Origin of the sequence: Pseudomonas sp. FP597 (assembly GCF_030687435.1) — a bacterium.
Classification (GTDB): Bacteria; Pseudomonadota; Gammaproteobacteria; order Pseudomonadales; family Pseudomonadaceae; genus Aquipseudomonas; species Aquipseudomonas lactucae.
Genome location: NZ_CP117432.1, coordinates 806821 through 826871 on the forward strand (window position 1 = coordinate 806821; position 20051 = coordinate 826871).

The window sequence follows — 20051 nt, forward strand, 5'->3', positions numbered from 1 at the left end:
CATGTTTGAGCGCCTTATCCAATTCGCCATCGAGCAACGCATCGTCGTGCTGCTGGCGGTGCTGTTGATGGCCGGTGTCGGCATCGCCAGCTATCAGAAATTGCCCATCGACGCGGTGCCTGACATCACCAATGTGCAGGTACAGATCAATTCGGCGGCGCCCGGTTTTTCGCCGCTGGAAACCGAGCAGCGCATCACCTTTCCCATCGAGACCGCGATGGCCGGTTTGCCGGGCCTGCAACAGACGCGTTCGCTGTCACGCTCGGGTCTTTCCCAGGTCACGGTGATATTCAAAGACGGCACCGACCTGTTCTTCGCCCGCCAACTGGTCAACGAACGCCTGCAAGTGGCCCGAGAACAATTGCCCACCGGCATCGAAACGGCCATGGGACCGATCTCCACCGGCCTCGGGGAAATTTTCCTGTGGACCGTGGAAGCCACGGACGGCGCGCGCAAGGAGGACGGCACGGCCTATACGGCGACGGATCTGCGGGTGATCCAGGACTGGATCATCAAGCCGCAACTGCGCAACGTGCCGGGCGTGGCCGAGATCAATACGATTGGCGGCTTCGCCAAGGAATACCAGATCGCCCCCGACCCCAAGCGCCTGGCGGCCTACAACCTGACGTTGACCGATCTGGTCACGGCTCTGGAGCGCAACAATGCCAACGTCGGCGCCGGCTTTATCGAGCGCAGCGGCGAGCAACTACTGATTCGCGCACCGGGGCAGGTGGCGTCCATCGACGACATTGCCAATATTGTCATCACCTCTGCCGATGGCACGCCGATCCGTGTGCGCAATGTGGCGCAGGTCGAGATCGGTCGTGAACTGCGCAGCGGCGCCGCCACCGAAAACGGCCGTGAGGTGGTACTCGGCACGGTGTTCATGTTGATCGGCGAAAACAGCCGCACGGTGTCCCAGGCAGTGGCGGAAAAACTCGAAGCCATCAACCGTTCGCTGCCGGAAGGTGTGGTGGCCGTCACCGTTTACGACCGCACCCACCTGGTGGAAAAAGCCATCGCCACCGTGAAGAAGAACCTCTTCGAAGGTGCGCTGCTGGTGGTGGCGATTCTGTTTCTGTTCCTGGGCAATATCCGTGCGGCGTTGATCACGGCGATGGTGATCCCCCTGGCGATGCTGTTCACCTTTACCGGCATGTTCACCAACAAGGTCAGCGCCAACCTGATGAGCCTCGGCGCACTGGATTTCGGCATTATCGTCGACGGTGCGGTGGTGATCGTCGAGAACGCGATCCGCCGCCTGGCCCACGCGCAACGACGCCATGGCCGCCTGCTCAGCCGCAGCGAACGCCTGCATGAAGTGTTCGCCGCCGCCAAGGAAGCGCGGCGTGCGCTGATCTTCGGGCAACTGATCATCATGGTCGTTTACGTGCCGATCTTTGCGCTCACCGGGGTGGCCGGAAAAATGTTCCACCCCATGGCGTTCACGGTGGTGATCGCCTTGTTGGGGGCGATGATTCTCTCAGTGACCTTCGTGCCCGCGGCCATTGCGTTGTTTGTCACCGGCAAGGTCAAGGAGGAAGAAAACGCGGTGATGCGTGGCGCGCGGCGCGTGTACGCCCCGGTGCTGGATTGGGTGATGACCCGCCGGCCGCTGGTCTTCGGCCTGGCCATGTTGACCATCGTCGCGTCGGGCGTGGTGGCCAGCCGCATGGGCAGTGAATTCATCCCCAGCCTCAGCGAAGGCGACTTTGCCCAGCAAGCCCTGCGCGTGCCTGGCACCAGCCTTACGCAATCGGTGCAGATGCAGCAGCAGCTTGAAAAAATATTGCTGGCTCAAGTGCCGGAAATCGAGCGTGTGTTTGCACGCACGGGCACCGCGGAGATCGCCTCCGATCCGATGCCGCCGAATATTTCCGACAGCTACGTGATGCTCAAACCCAAGGACCAATGGCCTGATCCGAACAAATCCCGCGAAGCGCTGATCGCCGATATCCAGCGCGCCAGTGCGATCATGCCGGGCAGCGCGTATGAGCTCTCGCAACCGATCCAGTTGCGCTTCAACGAGCTGATTTCCGGGGTGCGCAGCGATGTAGCGGTGAAGGTGTTTGGTGATGATATGGCGGTGCTCAACAGCACCGCCGGGGAAATTGCCGAGACGCTGCAAACGCTCAATGGCGCCTCGGAAGTGAAGGTGGAACAGACCTCCGGCCTGCCGGTGCTGACGATCAATATCGACCGCGACAAGGCGGCTCGCTTTGGCCTGAATGTCGGCGATGTGCAGGACACCATTGCCGTGGCCGTCGGTGGTCGGCGGGCCGGTACGTTGTACGAAGGCGACCGGCGTTTCGATATGGTCGTGCGTTTGTCCGACGCGCTGCGCACCGATATCGACGGGCTGTCGCGGCTGTTGATTCCGGTGCCGGCGCTGGCCGGGAGTACGTCCGGGCGGTTGGGCTTTATTGCCTTGTCCGAGGTCGCCAGCCTGGACCTGATGCTCGGCCCCAACCAGATCAGCCGTGAGAACGGCAAGCGCCTGGTGATCGTCAGCGCCAACGTGCGCGGACGTGATATCGGCTCGTTTGTGGCGCAAGCCGAAGCGGCGATCAATGCCCAAGTGAATGTGCCGGCCGGCTACTGGACCACCTGGGGCGGCCAGTTCGAACAGCTCAAGGAGGCCTGCGAACGTTTGCGCATCGTGGTGCCGGTGGCGCTGCTGCTGGTGTTCGGGTTGCTGTTCATGATGTTCAATAATCTCAAGGACGGCCTGCTGGTGTTCACCGGGATTCCGTTCGCGTTGACCGGTGGGATCATGGCCCTGTGGCTGCGGGATATCCCGCTGTCGATCTCGGCGGGGGTGGGCTTTATTGCGTTGTCCGGCGTGGCGGTGCTCAACGGCCTGGTGATGATTGCATTCATCCGCAACCTGCGCGAGGAAGGGCGCTCGCTGGCGATGGCGATCAACGAAGGCGCGCTGACCCGATTACGCCCGGTGTTGATGACTGCGTTGGTGGCGTCCCTGGGTTTTATTCCCATGGCCCTGGCCACCGGCACCGGTGCCGAGGTGCAGCGGCCGCTGGCGACGGTGGTGATTGGCGGGATTATTTCCTCGACGCTGTTGACCCTGCTGGTGCTGCCGGCGTTGTATCAATGGGCGCATCGTCGTGAAGAGGAGGCGGCCTGACCTCTGAAAACGCCGCGCCGTTCCTCCCACCCTGATCCGGCGCTGTTTGCAGGTTCCGGGGAAACACCAGGTTGAACCGTGTGAAACGTCCGGGCTGGCTGTTGACGTCGGCGTGCCCCTGATGCAAATGCATGATCGACTGGACGATGGCCAGCCCCAGCCCGGTGCCGCCTTCGGCGCGGGTGCGGCTGCTGTCGGCGCGGTAAAACCGTTCGAACAGGTGCGGCAGGTGCTGCGCTTCAATGCCCCGGCCGGGGTTGCCCACCGACAGCGTGACGTTCTGGTCGTAGGTTTCCACCAGCAACAACACACTGGCGCCACTGGGCGTATGGCGAATCGCGTTGGACAGCAGGTTGGAAATGGCACGCTGGATCATCAGGCGATCACCCTTCACCCGGGCGTCGCCGCGCAGATTGAGGGTCACCTGCTTGTCCTCGGCACTCAGGGCAAACAGCGCCATTACCCGCTGTGCTTCTTCACCCAGCGACACCGCAGTGAACCCGGCCCGCGCCGCCGGATGGCTGACCTGGGCCAGAAACAGCATGTCGGAAACGATGCGCGACAAGCGCTCCATTTCCTCCGTACAGGATTCCAGCCCGGCCTTGTATTGCTCCAAGGGACGTTCGCGAGACAGGGTCACCTGGGCCTTGCCCATCAGGTTGGTCAGTGGCGCACGCAGTTCGTGGGCCAGGTCATCGGAGAACTGCGACAGCTGTTGCACCCCCGCATCCAGGCGCTTGAGCATCACGTTGAAGCCCTGGGCCAGCTCGGCCAGTTCCTTGGGCAGGTTATCCACGGACAAGCGATGGGTCAGGTCTTGGGTGGTCACTTGCGCCGCCACCTGGCTGAACTGTTTCAACGGCGCCAAGCCACGTTGTACCAGCCACCAGGCGCCGATGCCGATCAGGATCAGCAGCAACGGCACGGCGATGATCGTGGAGCGCAGGTAGGCGCTCAGCAATGCGTCATCGTCGGAGCGGTCCAGCGACAGCAACACTCGCACCGGCTCGCCGCCGCGCAAGGGCATCAGGTGCGTGGCGCTGAGGATGCGATTGCCGCTGCTGTCCGTCCAGTTCAGGTAAGTCAGGGTTGTGCTGGCGGGGGCGTCGCGCAACAACGGCTGCTGCGGTTTGGCACCGACGCTGAGCAGCACCGGTGCGTCGGGCTGGATGCCGGTGATGGTCAGGTAAATATTGTCGTGGCCCATCACCAGGTCCAGCAGCGAATGGGGGCGGGCGGCGATGTCGAGGGGCGTGAGGTCCTGGCGCAGGCTGTGCTCCAACTGTTGCAGTTTGTTCTCCAGGCCCTTGCGCGCCAGATTCTCCAGCTCGTGGGTCAGGGCCAGGTACGCCAGGGTGGCCAGCAGCAGCACCAGCCCGGCGCCCATCAGGCTGACCGTCAAGCCCAGGCGCATCGACAGGCTGCTGGTCTTCATTGACGCGCTTCCAACACATACCCCACGCCGCGAATGGTGTGGATCAACTTGACCTCGCTCTGGTCATCGACCTTGGCCCGCAGGCGGCTGATAGAGACCTCCACCACGTTGGTGTCGCAGTCGAAGTTCATGTCCCACACCAGGGAAATGATCTGGGTGCGCGTCATCACTTCACCGGTCTGGCGCATCAACACATGCAGCAGGGCGAATTCCTTGGTGGTCAGGTCGATGCGCCGGTTGCCGCGATAGGCGCGATGGCGGCGCGGGTCCAGTTCCAGGTCCGCGACGCGCAGCACCTCCGGCAACGGGATATGTTCGCTGCGGCGCAGCAGGGTGCGCACGCGAGCGAGCAACTCGGGGAATTCGAAGGGCTTGACCAGGTAATCATCGGCGCCCATGTCCAGGCCCTTGATCTTGTCGGCCAGACGGCCGCGTGCGGTCAGCATCATCACGCGCTGATCACCGTCTCGGCGCAACTGCTCCAGCACCTCCCAGCCGTCGGTGTTGGGCAGGTTCACGTCGAGTATCACCAGTTCATAACGGTGTTGCCTGGCCAGGTGCAGACCGTCGACGCCACTGGGGGCACAGTCGACGACGTAACCGCTTTCGGACAGGCCTTGTTGCACATAGTCGGCAGTTTTTTGCTCGTCCTCAACCACAAGGATACGCATGGGGATTTACCTTCAAATCAAACGAAAGGGGCATGGCCTCATAGATGCGTCCGGCGATGCTGTCGGAAAACCCTGAAGCCTAAAGTAGCTTTAGGGTCAAGCCATGTAGGAAAGGTGCGACGATTCGTCGCCAGGCCAGCGCCCAAAAAAACGCCCCGATAACGGGGCGCATAAAGCTCATCTCTGTTCCAAAGGAGCTACACAAAAGCCGCAGAGATGAAGTGTGTAGATTGAGCAGTCTAGAAAGTGCAACTTAACAAGAAGGTGAAGCGGATATTACAGTTCTGAAAGACTTCAACCTGTGAAGAGATGTAGCGCATTGGCAAATGAATGTAAGCGCACGACTTAGAGCACAGCCAATGGGTATTCGATAATGACGCGAACTTCTTCCAGGTCTGACTCAAATGCACTTGAACGCACGGTGGCTTGGCGCAACCTGAGCGAAAGATCTTTCAAGTTGCCACTTTGCACCACGTACTTGGCTTCGATATCTCGCTCCCAGCGACGCTGATCGGCCAGCGGGTTACCGGCCGCATCGCGGCGCATATACACCGCATTCGCATTGCTGTAGTCGGCCCCGGTGCCTTTGCCGTAGCGGGTCATGAACGACAGGCCGGGAATGCCGAAGGCTTGCATGTCCAGATCGTAGCGCAGCATCCACGAGCGTTCCTTGGGGGCGTTGAAGTCGCTGTACTGGATTGAGTTATTGAGCAGGATCGAATCTGACTGGCGCAGGTAATCGAAGTCGTTATCGCCGTTGTTGCGCTGGTGCGACACGGCCAGGCTGTGGGCGCCAAGCTTCACCCCGAGCCTTGCGCTCCAGATGTTGTTGTTCAGCGCTCCACGCAGTTTCCTGCCGTCGTCCGACACGTTGTAGTAGTTGAAATCGCCGAACAACGAAACCTCGTCATTCAGCGGGTAAGTGGCGGCGCTGCCGAAATAGTACTGGTTCCAGGCGTCCTTCAGACGGCTGCCGTACAGGCTGACGCTCAGGTGCTGGTTGAGCTGGTAATCGCCGCCGGCATAACCGAACCAGGGCGCATCCACCGGGCCGGCATAAAACGTCACGAACCCTTTGTTCATGCCGCTTTGGCTGGGCTGGCTCATGCCACTCAGGCGCCCACCCTGCAGGGTCAGCCCGGCCAGGCTGGTGTTCTGCGCGGTCACCCCGCGAAAACTCTCCGGCAATACCCGCGAGTCGCCGTAGGCTACCACCGGTGTGGTCGGGAACACGTCACCGGCCTTGATCACCGTGTCCAGCACGCGCATTTTTACGGCGCCGCCGACTTTGCTGTAGCGGCTTTCGGGATGGTTGTCGCTGTCCACCGGCATCACGCTGAACGAGCCTTTGCCGCCGCTGCGGCCGCTGCCCGAATCCAGCTTCAACCCGACCATGGCAAAGGCATCCAGGCCAAACCCCACACGGCCTTGGGTAAAGCCGGATTCGAAGGTGCCGATCAGGCCCTGCGCCCAGGCCTCTGAATAGCCATTGCCGGTGGGGCTGGACTGACCCTTGCGGTCATCGCGATTGAAATAAAAATTGCGCATCAGCACATTCATGCGACTGCCTTCGACAAAACCTTCAGGCCGCTGCTCCACCGCCACAGCGGACAGCGGCAGTGCCGCACACAATGAAAGAGGGAAGGTCAGGCTACGGATGCTCATGGGGTCGCTCCTCAGTGTTGGCAGTTATCAGCGTCTATGGAGGTGGGCGTTCTTATTGATCTGGCCCGGACTGATAGTTGCAAACGGCGAATAACAACGACATGGCGCGAACATTACAATGTTGGAAACTTTCGCCCACCTGACAAATAAGTAATCTTGTGGTGAATATAGTGAAAGGATGGGCGGGTTAGTCTCCGTATTGAACTTTTCAATCAGGAACTCACCATGATTATTTATAAAGTTGCCTTGGGCATATTAACCGCCATCCTGTCATTCGCCGCGATGGCCGAAGGCGGAGGGGATCGTACCTTCGCGCTGATGATGGAACGCAACGAAAAAGCCATGGCCGCGTACGCCGAGAAACAAGGCAAGCCGGCGCCCGTGGTACAGACGTACCGCTATGGCATGGAGTTGGACATTGCCAAGGTGGTCAACGTGACGCCGCCGATTCGCGCATGCAACGCGGTGCCTTCGCGCATGACTTACGAAGACTCCAGCGGCAAGCTCATTACCCTGCAATATCAAGTGATGGGCTTATGCCGCAACCATGGCAGTTAATGTCGGGCAGTCGCTCTGTACTCTCAGACATGTGGGTGCAGATTTGCCTGCGATGGCATAGGTGTCTGAACATCTACGTTGGGACTATCAGCGCCCGAGCATCTTCACCCAGCGTGACGGCGGCATGCCGTACGTGCTGCGAAACTGTCGGGTCATATGGCTCTGGTCGCTAAAGCCGGCGGTCATTGCCGCATCCACCAATGAATGACCCTGGGCCAGCAGGCTGCGCACCAGGTCGAGCCGGCGCATGGTCAGGTAGCGGTAGGGGCTGGTACCGAACAGCACACGAAAATCCCGCGACAAGGCCCAGCGGTCGCGGCCGGCGTGGTCGGCCATTTCATCCAGGGTGATGCTGCGGCCCAGGGCGCTGTGGATAAATTCCCGGGCACGCTCGGCCGCCAGGTAATCGAAGCTCTTGCGGCTCACGATCGCTCCCGAGGCAGCGCTGAGCGCCTGGGCCAGGTCGAACAGGGCGTCCTGCTCCTGCAACGAATCGATCGGGCAATCCAGGCTCTGCAGCAGTACTTCGCTGGCGCGGAACAGCCTTGGGTCGGTGGATAAACCGCCAGGGACAAACGGCAACGGCTTGCCGCCGAGGATCTGCTGGATCAGCGCCGGCTCCACATAAATCATCCGGTACTTGAAGCCTTCCTCGCTGCCCGCACGGCCATCGTGGATTTCGTCGGGATGAATCACCATGGTCGTGCCCGGCAGGCTGTGGGTCGTGCCGCCGCGATAGTGAAAACTCTGCACGCCGAACAGCGTACGCCCGATGGCGTAGGTGTCATGGCGATGCGGGTCGAAGGCGAAACCGGCAAAGTACGCCTCGATACGGTCCAGGCCGCTGGCGTGCGGGGCGCGGTGCAGCCAGTCGAGCGTGTGGGTCGGGTTGCCCATGGTGACTTGTCACAAAAAGAGGTGGAAACACGTTAACCCAGTCTGCAGGGCCTTGTCTGCCGGGGTCTTGTACGATTGTGCAGGCGCTGGGCGAGGCCTATGATTCTGGCTCGTGCGCTGCGCTGATGGAGCTGACTGCCGTGGAATTTCTCAACCCTGCTTATGTGGCACCGCTGGTCTCGCTGGCCCTTCTATGGACGGTGGCGGTGGTCACACCCGGCCCCAACTTCTTCAATACCGCGCAACTGGCCGTGAGCTGTTCGCGTCGCCATGGCGTGGTGGCGTCGGCCGGAGTGGCTACGGGCACGATCATGTGGGGGCTGGCGGGCGGCCTGGGGATCAAGTCGCTGTTTACCGCCGCGCCGATGTTGTACCTGGCGTTCAAGATCATCGGCGGTTGCTACCTGATCTACCTGGGGCTGAAGCTGTTCAAACGCTCGGCCCCGGCCATGGGGCAGCGCCTGTTGCCGGATGAACCCACGCGGTCGTTGTTCTCTGCCTGGCGCCTGGGTTTACTGGGCAACCTGTCGAATCCCAAGGCTGCGTTGTTCGTTGCCACCATCTTCGCCTCCACCATGCCGCCGTCGCCCTCGCCGATGTTGCTCACCCTGGCGGTGATCATCATGGCCACTTTGTCGTTCAGCTGGTATTCCAGTGTGGCCCTGGTTTTTTCCAGCCAGCGCATGGCCAACGTGTACAGCCGTTCGCGCAAGTGGCTCGATCGCTTTGCCGGCGGTTGCTACATGCTGTTCGGCGCACATCTGGTAGCGAATCGCTGACGGCCCGTGGTAAGAAGCCTTACGTTCAATAGTGAGGCTGGGTCATGAGTAAGGTGCGGGTAGGGATTATTTTCGGGGGCCGTTCGGCGGAACATGAAGTCTCGTTGCAGTCGGCGCGCAATATCGTCGATGCGCTGGACCGTTCGCGCTTCGAGCCGGTGTTGATCGGTATCGACAAGGCCGGCCACTGGCACCTCAACGACACCTCGAACTTCCTGCTCAACAGCGAAAACCCGGCGCTCATTGCCCTCAACCAATCCAACCGCGAACTGGCGGTGGTGCCCGGCAAAGCCAACCAGCAAGTGGTGGAAACCACGGGCCAGGGCGTGCTGGAACACATCGACGTGATCTTCCCCATCGTCCACGGCACCCTCGGCGAAGACGGTTGCCTGCAAGGCCTGCTGCGCATGGCGGACTTGCCTTTTGTCGGCTCCGACGTACTCGGCTCGGCCGTGTGCATGGACAAAGACATCAGCAAACGCCTGCTGCGCGACGCCGGCATTGCCGTTACTCCGTTTATCACCCTGACCCGCCGCAACGCCGCGCACACCTCTTTTGAGGCCGCCGTGAACAGGCTCGGCCTGCCGATGTTCGTCAAGCCGGCCAGCCAGGGCTCGTCGGTCGGCGTGAGCAGAGTCGCCAGTGAGGCCGAGTACCACGCCGCGGTTGAGCTGGCCCTGGGTTTCGATGAAAAAGTGCTGGTGGAGTCCGCCGTTCAGGGCCGTGAAATCGAATGCGCGGTGCTGGGCAACGATAACCCTATCGCCAGCGGTTGCGGTGAGATCGTGGTGAGCAACGGCTTTTATTCCTACGACAGCAAATACATCGACGACCAGGCGGCTCAGGTGGTGGTGCCGGCGGATATCAGCCATGAGGCCAGCGAGCGAATTCGTCGCCTGGCACTTGAGGCGTTTGAAGTACTGGGCTGTGCAGGTTTGGCGCGGGTCGATGTATTCCTCACCGATGACGGCGAAGTACTGATCAATGAAATCAACTCACTGCCCGGTTTTACCCGTATCAGCATGTACCCCAAGCTGTGGCAGGCGGCGGGAATGAGCTACAGCGAGCTGGTGAGCCGCTTGATCGAGCTGGCGCTTGAGCGGCATACGGGGCGCAAGGGGTTGAAGATCAGTCGCTGATTCTTAAAGAAGAGGCCAGTAACGCCATCAGGCGTTACTGAGGACCTCACGAAAAACATCTGGTCGGATGGTGGCAATGTGCAGCAGTGAACGTGCTGCGCCCGAGGGTGAGCGCCGGCCTTGCTCCCATTCTTGAAGCGTTCTTACAGAAACCCCCAGCAACTCGGCGAATTTGGGTTGTGATAAGCCTGTTTTACTTCTTGCTTCGGCAGCTTGAGTGGTTTCTACGTGATGGACGCCGCCATGACGGCCCGCCTTTACGTCCACGATGGCAGCGAGCAATTCCTCGCCAATATTGCGCTTGGCGTCGCGTTCTCTCAGTTGTTTCTCAGTGAGTGGCATGGTTCATTTCCTTCGCGATTTTATACAGGACATGCGCTGGAATATTCTCGGTGGCGCCTTTGCCATAAATCAGCAGTGCTACCAGTGATCCGCAAATCAGCTGCGCGGTATAGACAATTCGCACCGACCCACTTTTTCCTCGCCCCTCGAGGTTCCAACGTACTTTTCGGCAGCCGCCGGAGCCAGGTACAACCGTCCCCGCATCAGGATGGCTGGCTAGAAACGCCATGAAAATGCCCCGTTCTTCCTCGGTCCAGTAATCGGGCCACAGCTTGCTGAATAGCGGAGACTCTATGATCGTTAACACGCGAAATTCTACGTCTTTGACGTAGCCTCTGGCAAGAAAGTGCGAGCCAGAAAATCGCAGGTGAAAAGTTGCTGCTCAAGGTGCTTTTTATCGCAAAAAATGACATGGCACTTTGTATTTTGGGCTCTGCGTCGGACCTGAGAGCGAAGGTTATAGGAGTCATGTCACGGGGCAGTACGACCAATCCACGAATACAACAACGTCTTCGCCTCCTCCGGGTGATGCGTTCTTCGGCGGTAGCTGGCAAACATCGTTGAAGTGCAGTAGGTACACACCTCACTCACCTCGATCTGTTCCCGTCGAACCCCGGCCGCTTGCAGCAGCATGAGCCCATATCCGCTCAAGTCAAACCAGGCACTTCGTGCTTGCCGCGCATGCGGTGGGGTGATCTGCGGTGACAATAACGGCTGGGGTTGCGCAACGCTCCATGGCGCTTCGCCGTCACGCCACACGTGCCCTTGATCCATCTGGAACTCGGTAATAAACCCTTCGCTCACTTCATAGCAGCAGGGCTTGATCGACGGCCCGATTGCAACCTGCAGCTGGTCGGCCGCAACCCCTACATCGGCAAAACGTTGCAGCGCATTCGCCACGATCCCGCGTTGCAGTCCCTTCCAGCCGCCATGAATCGCCGCCACATGCTGACCGTCTTGCGATGCGAGCAGAACGGGCAGGCAATCTGCGGTGATCACTGCGACCGGCTGATGGGTGTGCGTAAGCACCCCATCGGCTTCGACCGTATTGGCCACCAGCCCTGCCTGCCACTCAATCACTGCGGCACTGTGCACCTGCTTGCAAATGAACAGGTCATCCGGACGCAGCGGATCGTTGATCGAACAGAAACCGTGATCGACGCCTGCAATGGCGCCGAGATTTTTTGCCTGGTGCAAGGGAATACCTCCGCTCGATAACCTCAGTCGCCGACCGCTTCGCCTTCACGTCGTGGGTCGGCACCACCGCTCAACGATACTTTCCCCTGCGCATCCCGCGTACGAACAATCGCCTGGATACCGCTGGTCATCTCAATTTCGCTCATTGCGTGGCCTTTATCCTTGAGCGCCTGTTTCAACCCTGGGCTGAACAAACCGGCCTCCAGCTCCGTAGCCCCATTGCGGCTGCCGAAGTTGGGCAGGCTGATAGCGGCTTGTGGGTCGAGGTGCCAGTCGAGCATCGCCACCAGGGATTTGCTCACGTACTCGATGATCTGCGAACCGCCGGGCGAGCCGACCGCCGCCAGTAATTCACCGCTCCGACGGTCGAACACCAGGGTCGGCGCCATGGCCGAGCGCGGGCGTTTGCCGGGTTGGACACGGTTGGCCACTGGTTGGCCGTTTTCTTCAGGGATGAACGAAAAGTCGGTCATCTGGTTGTTCAGCAAGAAGCCCTGGACCATTACATGGGCGCCAAACGCGGCTTCCACCGTGGTGGTCATCGACACGGCGCCACCCTGGTCATCCACCGCCACCACTTGCGAGGTGGAGATGCGCAGTGGCGAACGGTCCGGCGCGTACGCCACTTGGATTCCGGCCGGCTGGCCGGGTTTGGCAATGCCCATGCTGCGCTCGCCAATCAAGGTGGCTCGCTGGGCCAGGTAATCCGGCGCGACCAGACCGGCGACCGGCACTGGCGTGAAGTCCGAATCGGCCACATACAGCGCACGGTCGGCGAAGGCCAGGCGGCCGGCTTCGGCCATCAGATGCACCGCGCCGGGGGTGGGTTCCAGCCCGGCAGGGGAGGCGTTCTTCAGCGGTTTCATCGGCGCGATGGCCAAGCGTGGGTCGCGGGTTTCCAGCGCCTGCAACGTCCCCAGGATCTGCGCCACGGCAATCCCTCCCGACGACGGCGGCGGCATGCCGCAGACTTTCCATTGTTTGTAATCGGTGCACAGCGGCGCGCGTTCCTTGGCGACGTAGCCCTTGAGGTCCGCCTGTGACAGGCTGCCCGTATTGCGGTGGCCCTGCACTTTGCGGGCGATCTCATCGGCAATCGCACCGTGGTACAGCGCGTCCGGCCCTTCCTTGGCGATGCGCTTGAACACGGCGGCCAGCGCCGGGTTTTTCAACAGCGTACCGGTGGCCTTGGGCGTGCCATCGGCATTCAGAAAGTAGGCGGCCATCTCTGGCGACTGCGCGATAAAACGGTCGGCGGCGATCAAGCTGTGCAAGCGCGGGGAGATCGCGAAGCCCTGCTCGGACAAGCGAATCGCCGGCTCGAACAGCGTGGCCCATTGCAGATGGCCGGTCTTCTTGTGCGCCATTTCCAGCGCGCGCAACACGCCGGGCGTGCCCACCGAGCGCCCGCCAATCTGCGCATCGCTGAAGGCCATCGGCGTGCCGTCGGCGTTCAGGAACAACCGCTCAGTCGCCCCGGCCGGGGCCGTTTCGCGGCCGTCATAAGCGTGCACTTGGTTCCCATCCCACAGCATGATGAACGCGCCGCCGCCGATGCCGGAGGACTGCGGCTCCACCAGCGTCAACACCGCTTGCATCGCAATGGCTGCATCGATCGCCGACCCGCCTTGGCGCAACATCTCACGCCCGGCTTCGGCGGCCAGCGGGTTGGCGGCGGCGGCCATATGGCGTGTGGCGTGCTGGGTGGTCAGATCGGTGCGATAGCCTGAGCCCAGCTCCGGTGCCGGTGGCTGTTCGTTGACCAGGGTGTGGCAGGCGGCAAGGGCCAGGGCTGTGGCAGCGATGGACAAGTGACGGCGGGAAATCGAAAACACGCGCTGAACTCCGTTCATTTCTAAAATGATCTGTTGTCCTTGGGGAGCTGCTTTTACAGGTAGATCTGGCCTTGCAGATACAGCACGGCCTTGCCGGAAATGATCACGCGGTCGCCCTTGAATTCGCAGCGCAACTGGCCACGCCGTTTGCCGCCTTGCTCGGCCGTGAGTGTTGTCTTGCCCAGGCGTCCGGCCCAGAACGGCGCCAGCGAGGTGTGCGCCGAACCGGTGACCGGGTCTTCATCGATGCCCACATTCGGCCCGAACCAGCGCGAAACAAAATCAAACTGTGTGCCTTTGGTTGTCACCGCAATGCCGCGTTTAGGCAGGCCCTTGAGGCGCGAAAAATCCGGCTTCAGCGCCGCAAGCCGGGCTTCGCTGTCCACCAGCACGATGTAGTCATCGGTGCCGAACACTTCGGCGTGTTCAATCCCCAGGGCGTCGAGCATCCCGGCCGGCGGCTCGCAGCGCTCGGGCTGCCTGACCGGGAAATCCATCGCCAGTTCATCGCCATCGCGCGTGACCCGCAGCTCACCGCTGCGCGTGGCGAAACGCAGCACTTCAGGCGCATTCTGCAACCGGTGAATCAACACCCACGCTGCCGCCAAGGTGGCATGACCGCACAGATCGACCTCGACTTGCGGGGTAAACCAGCGCAACTCATAGAACCCGTCACGAGGCACGAAGTAAGCGGTTTCGGAGAGGTTGTTTTCAGCGGCGATGTTTTGCAACTGATCATCGGGCAGCCACTCGGTAAGCGGACACACCGCCGCGGGGTTGCCGCCGAAGGGGTGTTGGCTGAAGGCGTCGACTTGATAGATGTCCAGTTTCACCGTGGTGCACTCCGTGTGTGGGGAGGCTGGACACTAACAGCGGGGTCAAGCGAGCGTCAAAATACAGATGGGCGGTTTTTTTGAGCGCTTCTGTCACATTGAGGTTCATGCGGGCGCAGGGCGTGAGTCGATGGTGGTGGGGCGTAACGATGCGAGTATGCCCCAGCCTTTTCTGCAGGCATAAAAAAACGGCCTACCTTTCGGTAAGCCGTTTTTAGTACTTGGTGGCTACACAGTCATTTGAACTGAGTTTTTAATTCTATGTTTTTAATCGATTTTATATGAAAATATAATAGTGGGCATACATATGGGCATACACGAGGTTCCTCCAACCACTGAACGATAACTCTCACACGCAGAAAGGCTAGTCAAGGGATCCCGAGTTGACTGGCAGAGACTGGGGCGCGGTGTGATTTAGCGTAATCACTCCCAGCAAGATCGCTGCAGCCCCGATGATTGTGATGATCTGCGGCCATTCATTAAAGAAAACGAAACCATAAAATACGCCCCAAACAAGTGCCGTGTATTCAACGGGCGCCAATTTCGAGGCATTCGCCCGGCTAAAAGCCTGGGCCAGTAAATAGTGGCCGGAAGCACCGAGAAGCCCGACACAAAGAAAAATCAGAAGATCTTTATAGTCGGGCATTATCCAACCCAAAATTAGGCATGGAATCAGCAACAGCAAGGTCGGTGTGAGGTTCTGAAAAATGATAATGGTCACGATGGGATCCTGGGTCGCTCTTGAACGCAGGATAATCATGGAAACCGCATAAGCCACCGCTGAAATAATCCCTGCCGCCACTCCTATCCATGACGCCGTAGTAGACTCAACACCCAAAACAGAGTTGCCCAGTATCAGTAGCAAACCAGAAATCCCGAGCACCAGTGCGAATAGAATTCGCAGAGTCAAACGCTCACCAAGCACCAAGACCGCCAGGACTACAATAACCACCGGCGAGATAAAGGACACAGCAACAGCCGTAGCAATGGGAAGAAGCTTCAGTGAGTAGAACAGTGTTAACACTGAAATCGCTACCAACACCGAACGTGCGCCATTGGTAACAAAGGACCTCTTGTCGGGCCACGCTGGACGAAAATACAGCGCGAGCAACGCACTGACCACCAATCCTCCGGCAAATCGGAAGAATGCAATTTCCATCACCGGGTATCGGGTCGCAAGGCTCTTAACCAACGGGTCCATCATACAAAGAATCGCCATGGCCAATGTTGCTTGGGTTATAGCTGAAATTTTCATTCCGCATCCTGCATTTGGTGTATGGAAAACGCTATATCAGTTTTATCGAGCAGCGGCAACGACAAAAAAACGCCGCGATAACAGAGGGGGGGCGGAGATTGCGTGAGTGTTGGCAGGCCCGTGAGTCCTAGACTAGTCCATAAAACCAAAGCCACACCAGGCAGCACCGGATAAGCAAGTATCGCCAATCCGTACAGATAAACCAATGCTCCTTCCTGATTTTCCATCAGCATTGCCTGCTGCGCCATCCAATTTTCAATTCCTTCTATAACCGCAGACACGCTTAAATCGTTAAGTTCTGTATTAAACCAGCACGCAGAAAATAGCTGAGTCAGGCTGGGTGGACAATCAATCTGCACGGACGTAACGAGCTCCACCGTTGTGAGAAAGTCGTGAGTACGCTGAATACTGTTATAGAAATAGCGCCCCGCCCCGGTATTACTAAATTCAATATAGCGAGCTACCGAAAAATCACATGTGGTTTCTTTCGTGCAAAGATCCGCAAGGTAGTATCTTAAAATATCACGATCAACTTTATTGCAGCTCAGTAGTTCGTAGGCCCAAATGCCATGTTTTCTACTTGTTGAAAATTTTGAACCTTCAAAAGTTAAAAGTTTGGAAACGATCGGGTAGTCGACACATTTCCATATCTGCGATTCCAGTGCGACTGCGGATTCAAATACTAGGGAGCTTAGTACATTATCGAATCCGCACATCCCGACTGTCACAAAATCAGACGCACGCTCAAATGGATTAACCTTGTCCCCAGTCAGTTTTTTATATAGTTCACCCGCAAAAATATAATCCGCGAAGCCGGAGTAATTGAATACTTTCTCGTTCGCTGAAAATCCTTTCAAGCTTAAGCCGTATTCACCAGCGTAGGTCAATCTGACAAGTGTATCTTGCTGCGTAAGAAACCACAATGGCGTATTGGTGATCTCACTGGAAGCAAATTGCTCGGCAATACGCTTTCTTAAATAGTTAAGAGTATCGTAAGACAATTTAAGGAATTTGGAGATGTGCTGTCGTTCAAGCGTCGGCCTGCCACTTACTGCGGAGGGATTTATCAAATGCTCTGGAGAGTTTATAGCTCCACATTCTTCACAGATAAAACCCCGTAGACTGGAAAAACAATGCGGACAATTCCCACTGATCCTCCTCCCACTACATATGGACCCCGTTTCAATATCTTCAAGATATGCCTCAGAAATAGCCTGTATTTTACCCAAGGTCGCCAGGGTATTGAATACGTTTGTCTGAGTCTGAACATAGAGCTCATGCCATACCTTGTCCACCGGACAGGAAAAATCATCCATGTCGATAGCCAAGAGTTTCAAATCATGCGTAATACTAGCGTGTAGATCAAGCACTCGCCGCTTACGTTCTTGTTCTTCGTCGTGAAGTAATGATACATATGAGTCATATGCATCGGTACTACCGATAAAAAATACAGTTTTCCCGTGTTGCCGCAGCGTTCGGGTTAAAATGTCAAGTGGTAGGTAAACGCCGGCCATGTGCCCTAAGTGAAGCCGTCCGTTGGGCGTTGGCGGACTTGGAACAATAAGATATTGATTAGGCATTAGTGATTAGGCTCCCTGTCCCAAGCAGCATTAGTACATTATCGGCAATGGCAGGAGCCAAGCGATAGCCAGCCCCTCCTGCGGCCCCCGCGTAATAGACACCCTTGGTAAATGGATCGCGGGAAACATAGGGGACGGAAGTTCGCGAATAACCATCGCAGAAAACTCGCCCACCGCGGATTGCATTCAAAAAGCGCGGAAAGTGTTGACTCAAAAAACACCGCGCATATGCAGTTTCTGTTTCAGAAATAGACAGCCTGGAATCATCGGGGACAACATCCCACTCATTGCTACGTATTGATAGCAGGTATCTGTTTCTGGCATAGTCGGGAGCAAGAAATACATCATCCTCCAACCATTGAACAATCGGACTTCCCTGGCGTAGAGCTTCATCAATATGAAATGCGATGATTTTCTTAGAGCGTACGGGTGGCAGAAGATAAGAGGAAAATTCACGGGCCATCCACGGCCCAGTGGCAACGACGACATTGGTTCCAGATAAGCATGTGCCGTCTGAAAGTACGACATTCACGCCCCGCGAATCTTCCAAACATGAAGCGTACCGTACACCTTCAATAATAGTGCCTCCATCATGTAGGAAGTCACGGAGAAGGGCTTCCGAGGTTTTAATAGGTGAGCCAACTCTGTCGTCAGGATCGTACATCAATCGTTCGTCTTTACTGACTTGCAATCCCGGCAGATATCTGAGTAACTCCTTTTGTGTGGCACGCGATGCTACTTGCAACTGATCGCTGGCGAGCCTGCGTCTAAGCGTGTCCTGGGCAGCTTCCGGAATGACCCAAAATGAAGGGATACGAGCAGAGGCACTTTCAGGCAGGACGTCAATCCTCTCTTCGTAGATCTTTTTCGACTTGGCCACCAACGCCTGCATATTGGCAGATTCAAAATAAGGTGTGCGCAGCGCTAGGGCATAAGCCGTGGCCCCTCGACTGGCAAATTTCTGCTCAATAAGCAAAACATTTTTATGATGAAATTTTCGCGCCATCCATGCGGTCGTTACACCGATGATCCCCGCACCAATAACAATAAGATCCCACTTTTTACTCATCGTGCCACCAAATGTTGAAGACGGTCACGGCCTGGCCTTTAGACGCAAAAAGTTGGTGTTCTTGAAAAGGTGAAAAAGCAAATACGGATCCAGGCGAAACTTCGTATTCATCGGTACCTCTGGACAAACACCCCTGTCCTGAAAGCACAATCCAAAGTTCCCGAACCTTATGTGTATCGATACCCGTCGTTTGCCCTGATGAAACGATAAAAAATCCCGCGCCGCACCGGTTTTTCATTTTGTGTTCAACGATCAATATGCCATTTTCGCGAATAAGTTTCCGACCTAGAGAAATGGCGGAGAAGACTTTTTTATTGAACATGGGATCGTCTACCCTCCTGCAAGGCTAATTCATCCCAAGTCATGAAACTTTCAGCGGTAGTTGTATCAAAAACACTAACTCTAGCAATGCTATTGATAATATTCGCACTGCGCCACGCCAGAAGACTCAAGTTTGGATCGGCCACGCCATGGGTGTGTTTCGCGGCATTCTGCAAGTAAATTTTGTTGCTCATTGGTCGACGGGACTTTATAGAGTAATCATCATTGACACAGTATCCCGAAACCTCTCGGACAAGCAACGCATCAACAGGTTTCAAGAACTCGAAGTCCGATTGTTTATAACCGGTCGCCAGCACCACATAATCGGCTAAAAGCGCCCCCTTTGCACCGCTAGAGTAACGATAGGTTAGTCGATACTTTTGCCGCTCTAGTAAAAATTCATCCAGCGTGCTGGAGGGTATCAGGCGTACCTCGCTACGACTGTGCTGTACGAATTTATTTAGGTATATCGCCTTATATATATCCTTGAGAGTGTCGGGAGAAATACCATCGCTTGCAAGTTTTTGCTCTGATAAAAGTCGGTCGCGCTGGCTTTCCGGAGCGTTGAAAAAAAAGCGCACGTAACCGGGAGAAAATAATTCGTTAACGAACGGAGATTCATCGAGAGGGGCAAATATACTCCGTCTCGATAACCAGTAAATCTCCTTAGGAGGCTTTTCCATTTTAAGTAAATCAAGAAGAATTTCAGCTCCGCTTTGCCCCCCGCCAATAATGCAGACCGAATCGCTACAATCTAGCGATGCGCGACGGAATGAGTAAGTTGATGAATGAAATAATTTTTCTCCCATATAAGGCTTGAATAATTCCGGAATATTGACCATGCGGCCGGTTCCAATAACAACGTTTTTTGCAAGAATGGCACGACGATTTGTTTCGACCTTAAACCCATGCTCTACATGATTTATGCGAACAACATGCTCACTAAAATTGCACCAAGGCAACTGTTCCACCACCCATTTACAATACCGATTAAACTCTTGCCGAGTTAGCTTTCCTCTATCTGTATTTAAGAAATGATACAATGCTCCGATTCTCTGCAGATACATAAGAAATGAATATCGATTCGAAGGGTCTATCAGAGTCACCAGGTCTTTCATGAAGGAGGTTTGCATGGACGCGTCTGACAGCATCATGCCTGAGTGCCACTGAAAGTCGTTCTGTCTTTCAAAAAATACTGCTTTCAATTTAACAGCATGAGTGGACCCGTTGATTAATGCACTCAAACTGAGGTTTGAAGGGCCCAAGCCGACGCCAACGATATCCCAAACAGTGCCGATCGATTTCATGACATCACCTGATTTTAGAAAAA

The 20051-nt window shown here is 57.1% G+C and carries 18 protein-coding genes; 4 read left to right on the forward strand and 14 right to left on the reverse strand.

Going from position 1 to position 20051, the window contains the following annotated elements:
• Position 1 precedes the first annotated feature (1 nt).
• Positions 2-3145, forward strand: a complete 3144-nt coding sequence (locus tag PSH66_RS03545; RefSeq protein ID WP_305428367.1) for a CusA/CzcA family heavy metal efflux RND transporter — start codon at positions 2-4, stop codon at positions 3143-3145.
• On the opposite strand, the gene PSH66_RS03550 is transcribed toward PSH66_RS03545, so the two are convergent.
• From PSH66_RS03550 to PSH66_RS03560, 3 genes are all read right to left on the reverse strand, one after another.
• Positions 3063-4580 carry a heavy metal sensor histidine kinase gene (locus PSH66_RS03550; protein WP_141064304.1) on the reverse strand — a complete coding sequence of 506 codons (1518 nt, stop codon included), beginning with the start codon at positions 4578-4580 and terminating at the stop codon, positions 3063-3065. The two genes, PSH66_RS03545 and PSH66_RS03550, sit on opposite strands and share 83 nt — an antisense overlap.
• Positions 4577-5251 carry a heavy metal response regulator transcription factor gene (locus tag PSH66_RS03555; protein ID WP_003171555.1) on the reverse strand — a complete coding sequence of 225 codons (675 nt, stop codon included), beginning with the start codon at positions 5249-5251 and terminating at the stop codon, positions 4577-4579. Before PSH66_RS03555 ends, PSH66_RS03550 begins: the two co-directional genes overlap by 4 nt.
• A gap of 345 nt (positions 5252-5596) precedes the next feature.
• Positions 5597-6916 carry an OprD family porin gene (locus tag PSH66_RS03560; RefSeq protein ID WP_003171558.1) on the reverse strand — a complete coding sequence of 440 codons (1320 nt, stop codon included), beginning with the start codon at positions 6914-6916 and terminating at the stop codon, positions 5597-5599.
• Between the two features lie 225 nt (positions 6917-7141).
• Here PSH66_RS03560 and PSH66_RS03565 point away from each other — a divergent pair, with 225 nt between their 5' ends.
• Complete coding sequence (locus PSH66_RS03565) at positions 7142-7474, forward strand: DUF2790 domain-containing protein (protein ID WP_003171559.1); 333 nt, start codon at positions 7142-7144, stop codon at positions 7472-7474.
• 87 nt (positions 7475-7561) lie between these two features.
• On the opposite strand, the gene PSH66_RS03570 is transcribed toward PSH66_RS03565, so the two are convergent.
• A complete protein-coding gene (locus PSH66_RS03570; RefSeq protein WP_003171560.1) occupies positions 7562-8371 on the reverse strand; it encodes an AraC family transcriptional regulator in 810 nt (269 codons plus the stop codon).
• Between the two features lie 140 nt (positions 8372-8511).
• Between PSH66_RS03570 and PSH66_RS03575 the strand changes: the two genes are divergently transcribed.
• Both PSH66_RS03575 and ddlA read left to right on the forward strand, forming a co-directional pair.
• Positions 8512-9150, forward strand: coding sequence for a LysE family transporter (locus tag PSH66_RS03575; RefSeq protein ID WP_305428368.1), 639 nt, complete (start codon positions 8512-8514; stop codon positions 9148-9150).
• Positions 9151-9194: 44 nt separating this feature from the next.
• On the forward strand, positions 9195-10289 hold the full coding sequence (gene ddlA / locus PSH66_RS03580; RefSeq protein ID WP_305428369.1) for a D-alanine--D-alanine ligase: 1095 nt from the start codon (positions 9195-9197) through the stop codon (positions 10287-10289).
• 27 nt (positions 10290-10316) lie between these two features.
• On the opposite strand, the gene PSH66_RS03585 is transcribed toward ddlA, so the two are convergent.
• From PSH66_RS03585 to PSH66_RS03630, 10 genes are all read right to left on the reverse strand, one after another.
• Positions 10317-10631 (reverse strand): DNA-binding transcriptional regulator, encoded by a 315-nt coding sequence (locus tag PSH66_RS03585; protein ID WP_042944135.1) that lies wholly within the window; start codon positions 10629-10631, stop codon positions 10317-10319.
• Entirely contained in the window at positions 10618-10860 is a 243-nt protein-coding gene (locus tag PSH66_RS03590) for a hypothetical protein (protein WP_232291286.1), read from the reverse strand. The genes PSH66_RS03585 and PSH66_RS03590 overlap by 14 nt, the downstream gene beginning before the upstream one ends.
• Before the next feature lie 242 nt (positions 10861-11102).
• Positions 11103-11828 (reverse strand): polyphenol oxidase family protein, encoded by a 726-nt coding sequence (locus PSH66_RS03595; RefSeq protein ID WP_305428370.1) that lies wholly within the window; start codon positions 11826-11828, stop codon positions 11103-11105.
• 23 nt (positions 11829-11851) lie between these two features.
• Positions 11852-13681, reverse strand: coding sequence for a gamma-glutamyltransferase (gene ggt / locus PSH66_RS03600; RefSeq protein WP_305428371.1), 1830 nt, complete (start codon positions 13679-13681; stop codon positions 11852-11854).
• A 35-nt stretch (positions 13682-13716) separates the two neighbouring features.
• Positions 13717-14496, reverse strand: coding sequence for a PhzF family phenazine biosynthesis protein (locus PSH66_RS03605; RefSeq protein WP_305428372.1), 780 nt, complete (start codon positions 14494-14496; stop codon positions 13717-13719).
• A gap of 364 nt (positions 14497-14860) precedes the next feature.
• Positions 14861-15751 (reverse strand): DMT family transporter, encoded by an 891-nt coding sequence (locus PSH66_RS03610; protein ID WP_305428373.1) that lies wholly within the window; start codon positions 15749-15751, stop codon positions 14861-14863.
• Complete coding sequence (locus PSH66_RS03615) at positions 15748-17331, reverse strand: class I tRNA ligase family protein (protein ID WP_305428374.1); 1584 nt, start codon at positions 17329-17331, stop codon at positions 15748-15750. The genes PSH66_RS03610 and PSH66_RS03615 overlap by 4 nt, the downstream gene beginning before the upstream one ends.
• Positions 17324-18400 (reverse strand): FAD-binding oxidoreductase, encoded by a 1077-nt coding sequence (locus PSH66_RS03620; RefSeq protein WP_305428375.1) that lies wholly within the window; start codon positions 18398-18400, stop codon positions 17324-17326. Before PSH66_RS03620 ends, PSH66_RS03615 begins: the two co-directional genes overlap by 8 nt.
• A complete protein-coding gene (locus PSH66_RS03625; RefSeq protein WP_305428376.1) occupies positions 18393-18722 on the reverse strand; it encodes a cupin domain-containing protein in 330 nt (109 codons plus the stop codon). The genes PSH66_RS03620 and PSH66_RS03625 overlap by 8 nt, the downstream gene beginning before the upstream one ends.
• Positions 18712-20028 (reverse strand): lysine N(6)-hydroxylase/L-ornithine N(5)-oxygenase family protein, encoded by a 1317-nt coding sequence (locus PSH66_RS03630; RefSeq protein ID WP_305428377.1) that lies wholly within the window; start codon positions 20026-20028, stop codon positions 18712-18714. The genes PSH66_RS03625 and PSH66_RS03630 overlap by 11 nt, the downstream gene beginning before the upstream one ends.
• Positions 20029-20051: the final 23 nt, after the last annotated feature.

Coding starts and splice junctions, on each gene's coding strand:
- PSH66_RS03545 (WP_305428367.1), top strand. CDS start 2: ATGTTTGAGCGCCTTATCCAATTCGCCATCGAGCAACGCATCGTCGTG.
- PSH66_RS03550 (WP_141064304.1), bottom strand. CDS start 4,580: ATGAAGACCAGCAGCCTGTCGATGCGCCTGGGCTTGACGGTCAGCCTG.
- PSH66_RS03555 (WP_003171555.1), bottom strand. CDS start 5,251: ATGCGTATCCTTGTGGTTGAGGACGAGCAAAAAACTGCCGACTATGTG.
- PSH66_RS03560 (WP_003171558.1), bottom strand. CDS start 6,916: ATGAGCATCCGTAGCCTGACCTTCCCTCTTTCATTGTGTGCGGCACTG.
- PSH66_RS03565 (WP_003171559.1), top strand. CDS start 7,142: ATGATTATTTATAAAGTTGCCTTGGGCATATTAACCGCCATCCTGTCA.
- PSH66_RS03570 (WP_003171560.1), bottom strand. CDS start 8,371: ATGGGCAACCCGACCCACACGCTCGACTGGCTGCACCGCGCCCCGCAC.
- ddlA (WP_305428369.1), top strand. CDS start 9,195: ATGAGTAAGGTGCGGGTAGGGATTATTTTCGGGGGCCGTTCGGCGGAA.
- PSH66_RS03585 (WP_042944135.1), bottom strand. CDS start 10,631: ATGCCACTCACTGAGAAACAACTGAGAGAACGCGACGCCAAGCGCAAT.
- PSH66_RS03590 (WP_232291286.1), bottom strand. CDS start 10,860: ATGGCGTTTCTAGCCAGCCATCCTGATGCGGGGACGGTTGTACCTGGC.
- ggt (WP_305428371.1), bottom strand. CDS start 13,681: ATGAACGGAGTTCAGCGCGTGTTTTCGATTTCCCGCCGTCACTTGTCC.
- PSH66_RS03610 (WP_305428373.1), bottom strand. CDS start 15,751: ATGAAAATTTCAGCTATAACCCAAGCAACATTGGCCATGGCGATTCTT.
- PSH66_RS03615 (WP_305428374.1), bottom strand. CDS start 17,331: ATGCCTAATCAATATCTTATTGTTCCAAGTCCGCCAACGCCCAACGGA.
- PSH66_RS03620 (WP_305428375.1), bottom strand. CDS start 18,400: ATGAGTAAAAAGTGGGATCTTATTGTTATTGGTGCGGGGATCATCGGT.
- PSH66_RS03625 (WP_305428376.1), bottom strand. CDS start 18,722: ATGTTCAATAAAAAAGTCTTCTCCGCCATTTCTCTAGGTCGGAAACTT.
- PSH66_RS03630 (WP_305428377.1), bottom strand. CDS start 20,028: ATGAAATCGATCGGCACTGTTTGGGATATCGTTGGCGTCGGCTTGGGC.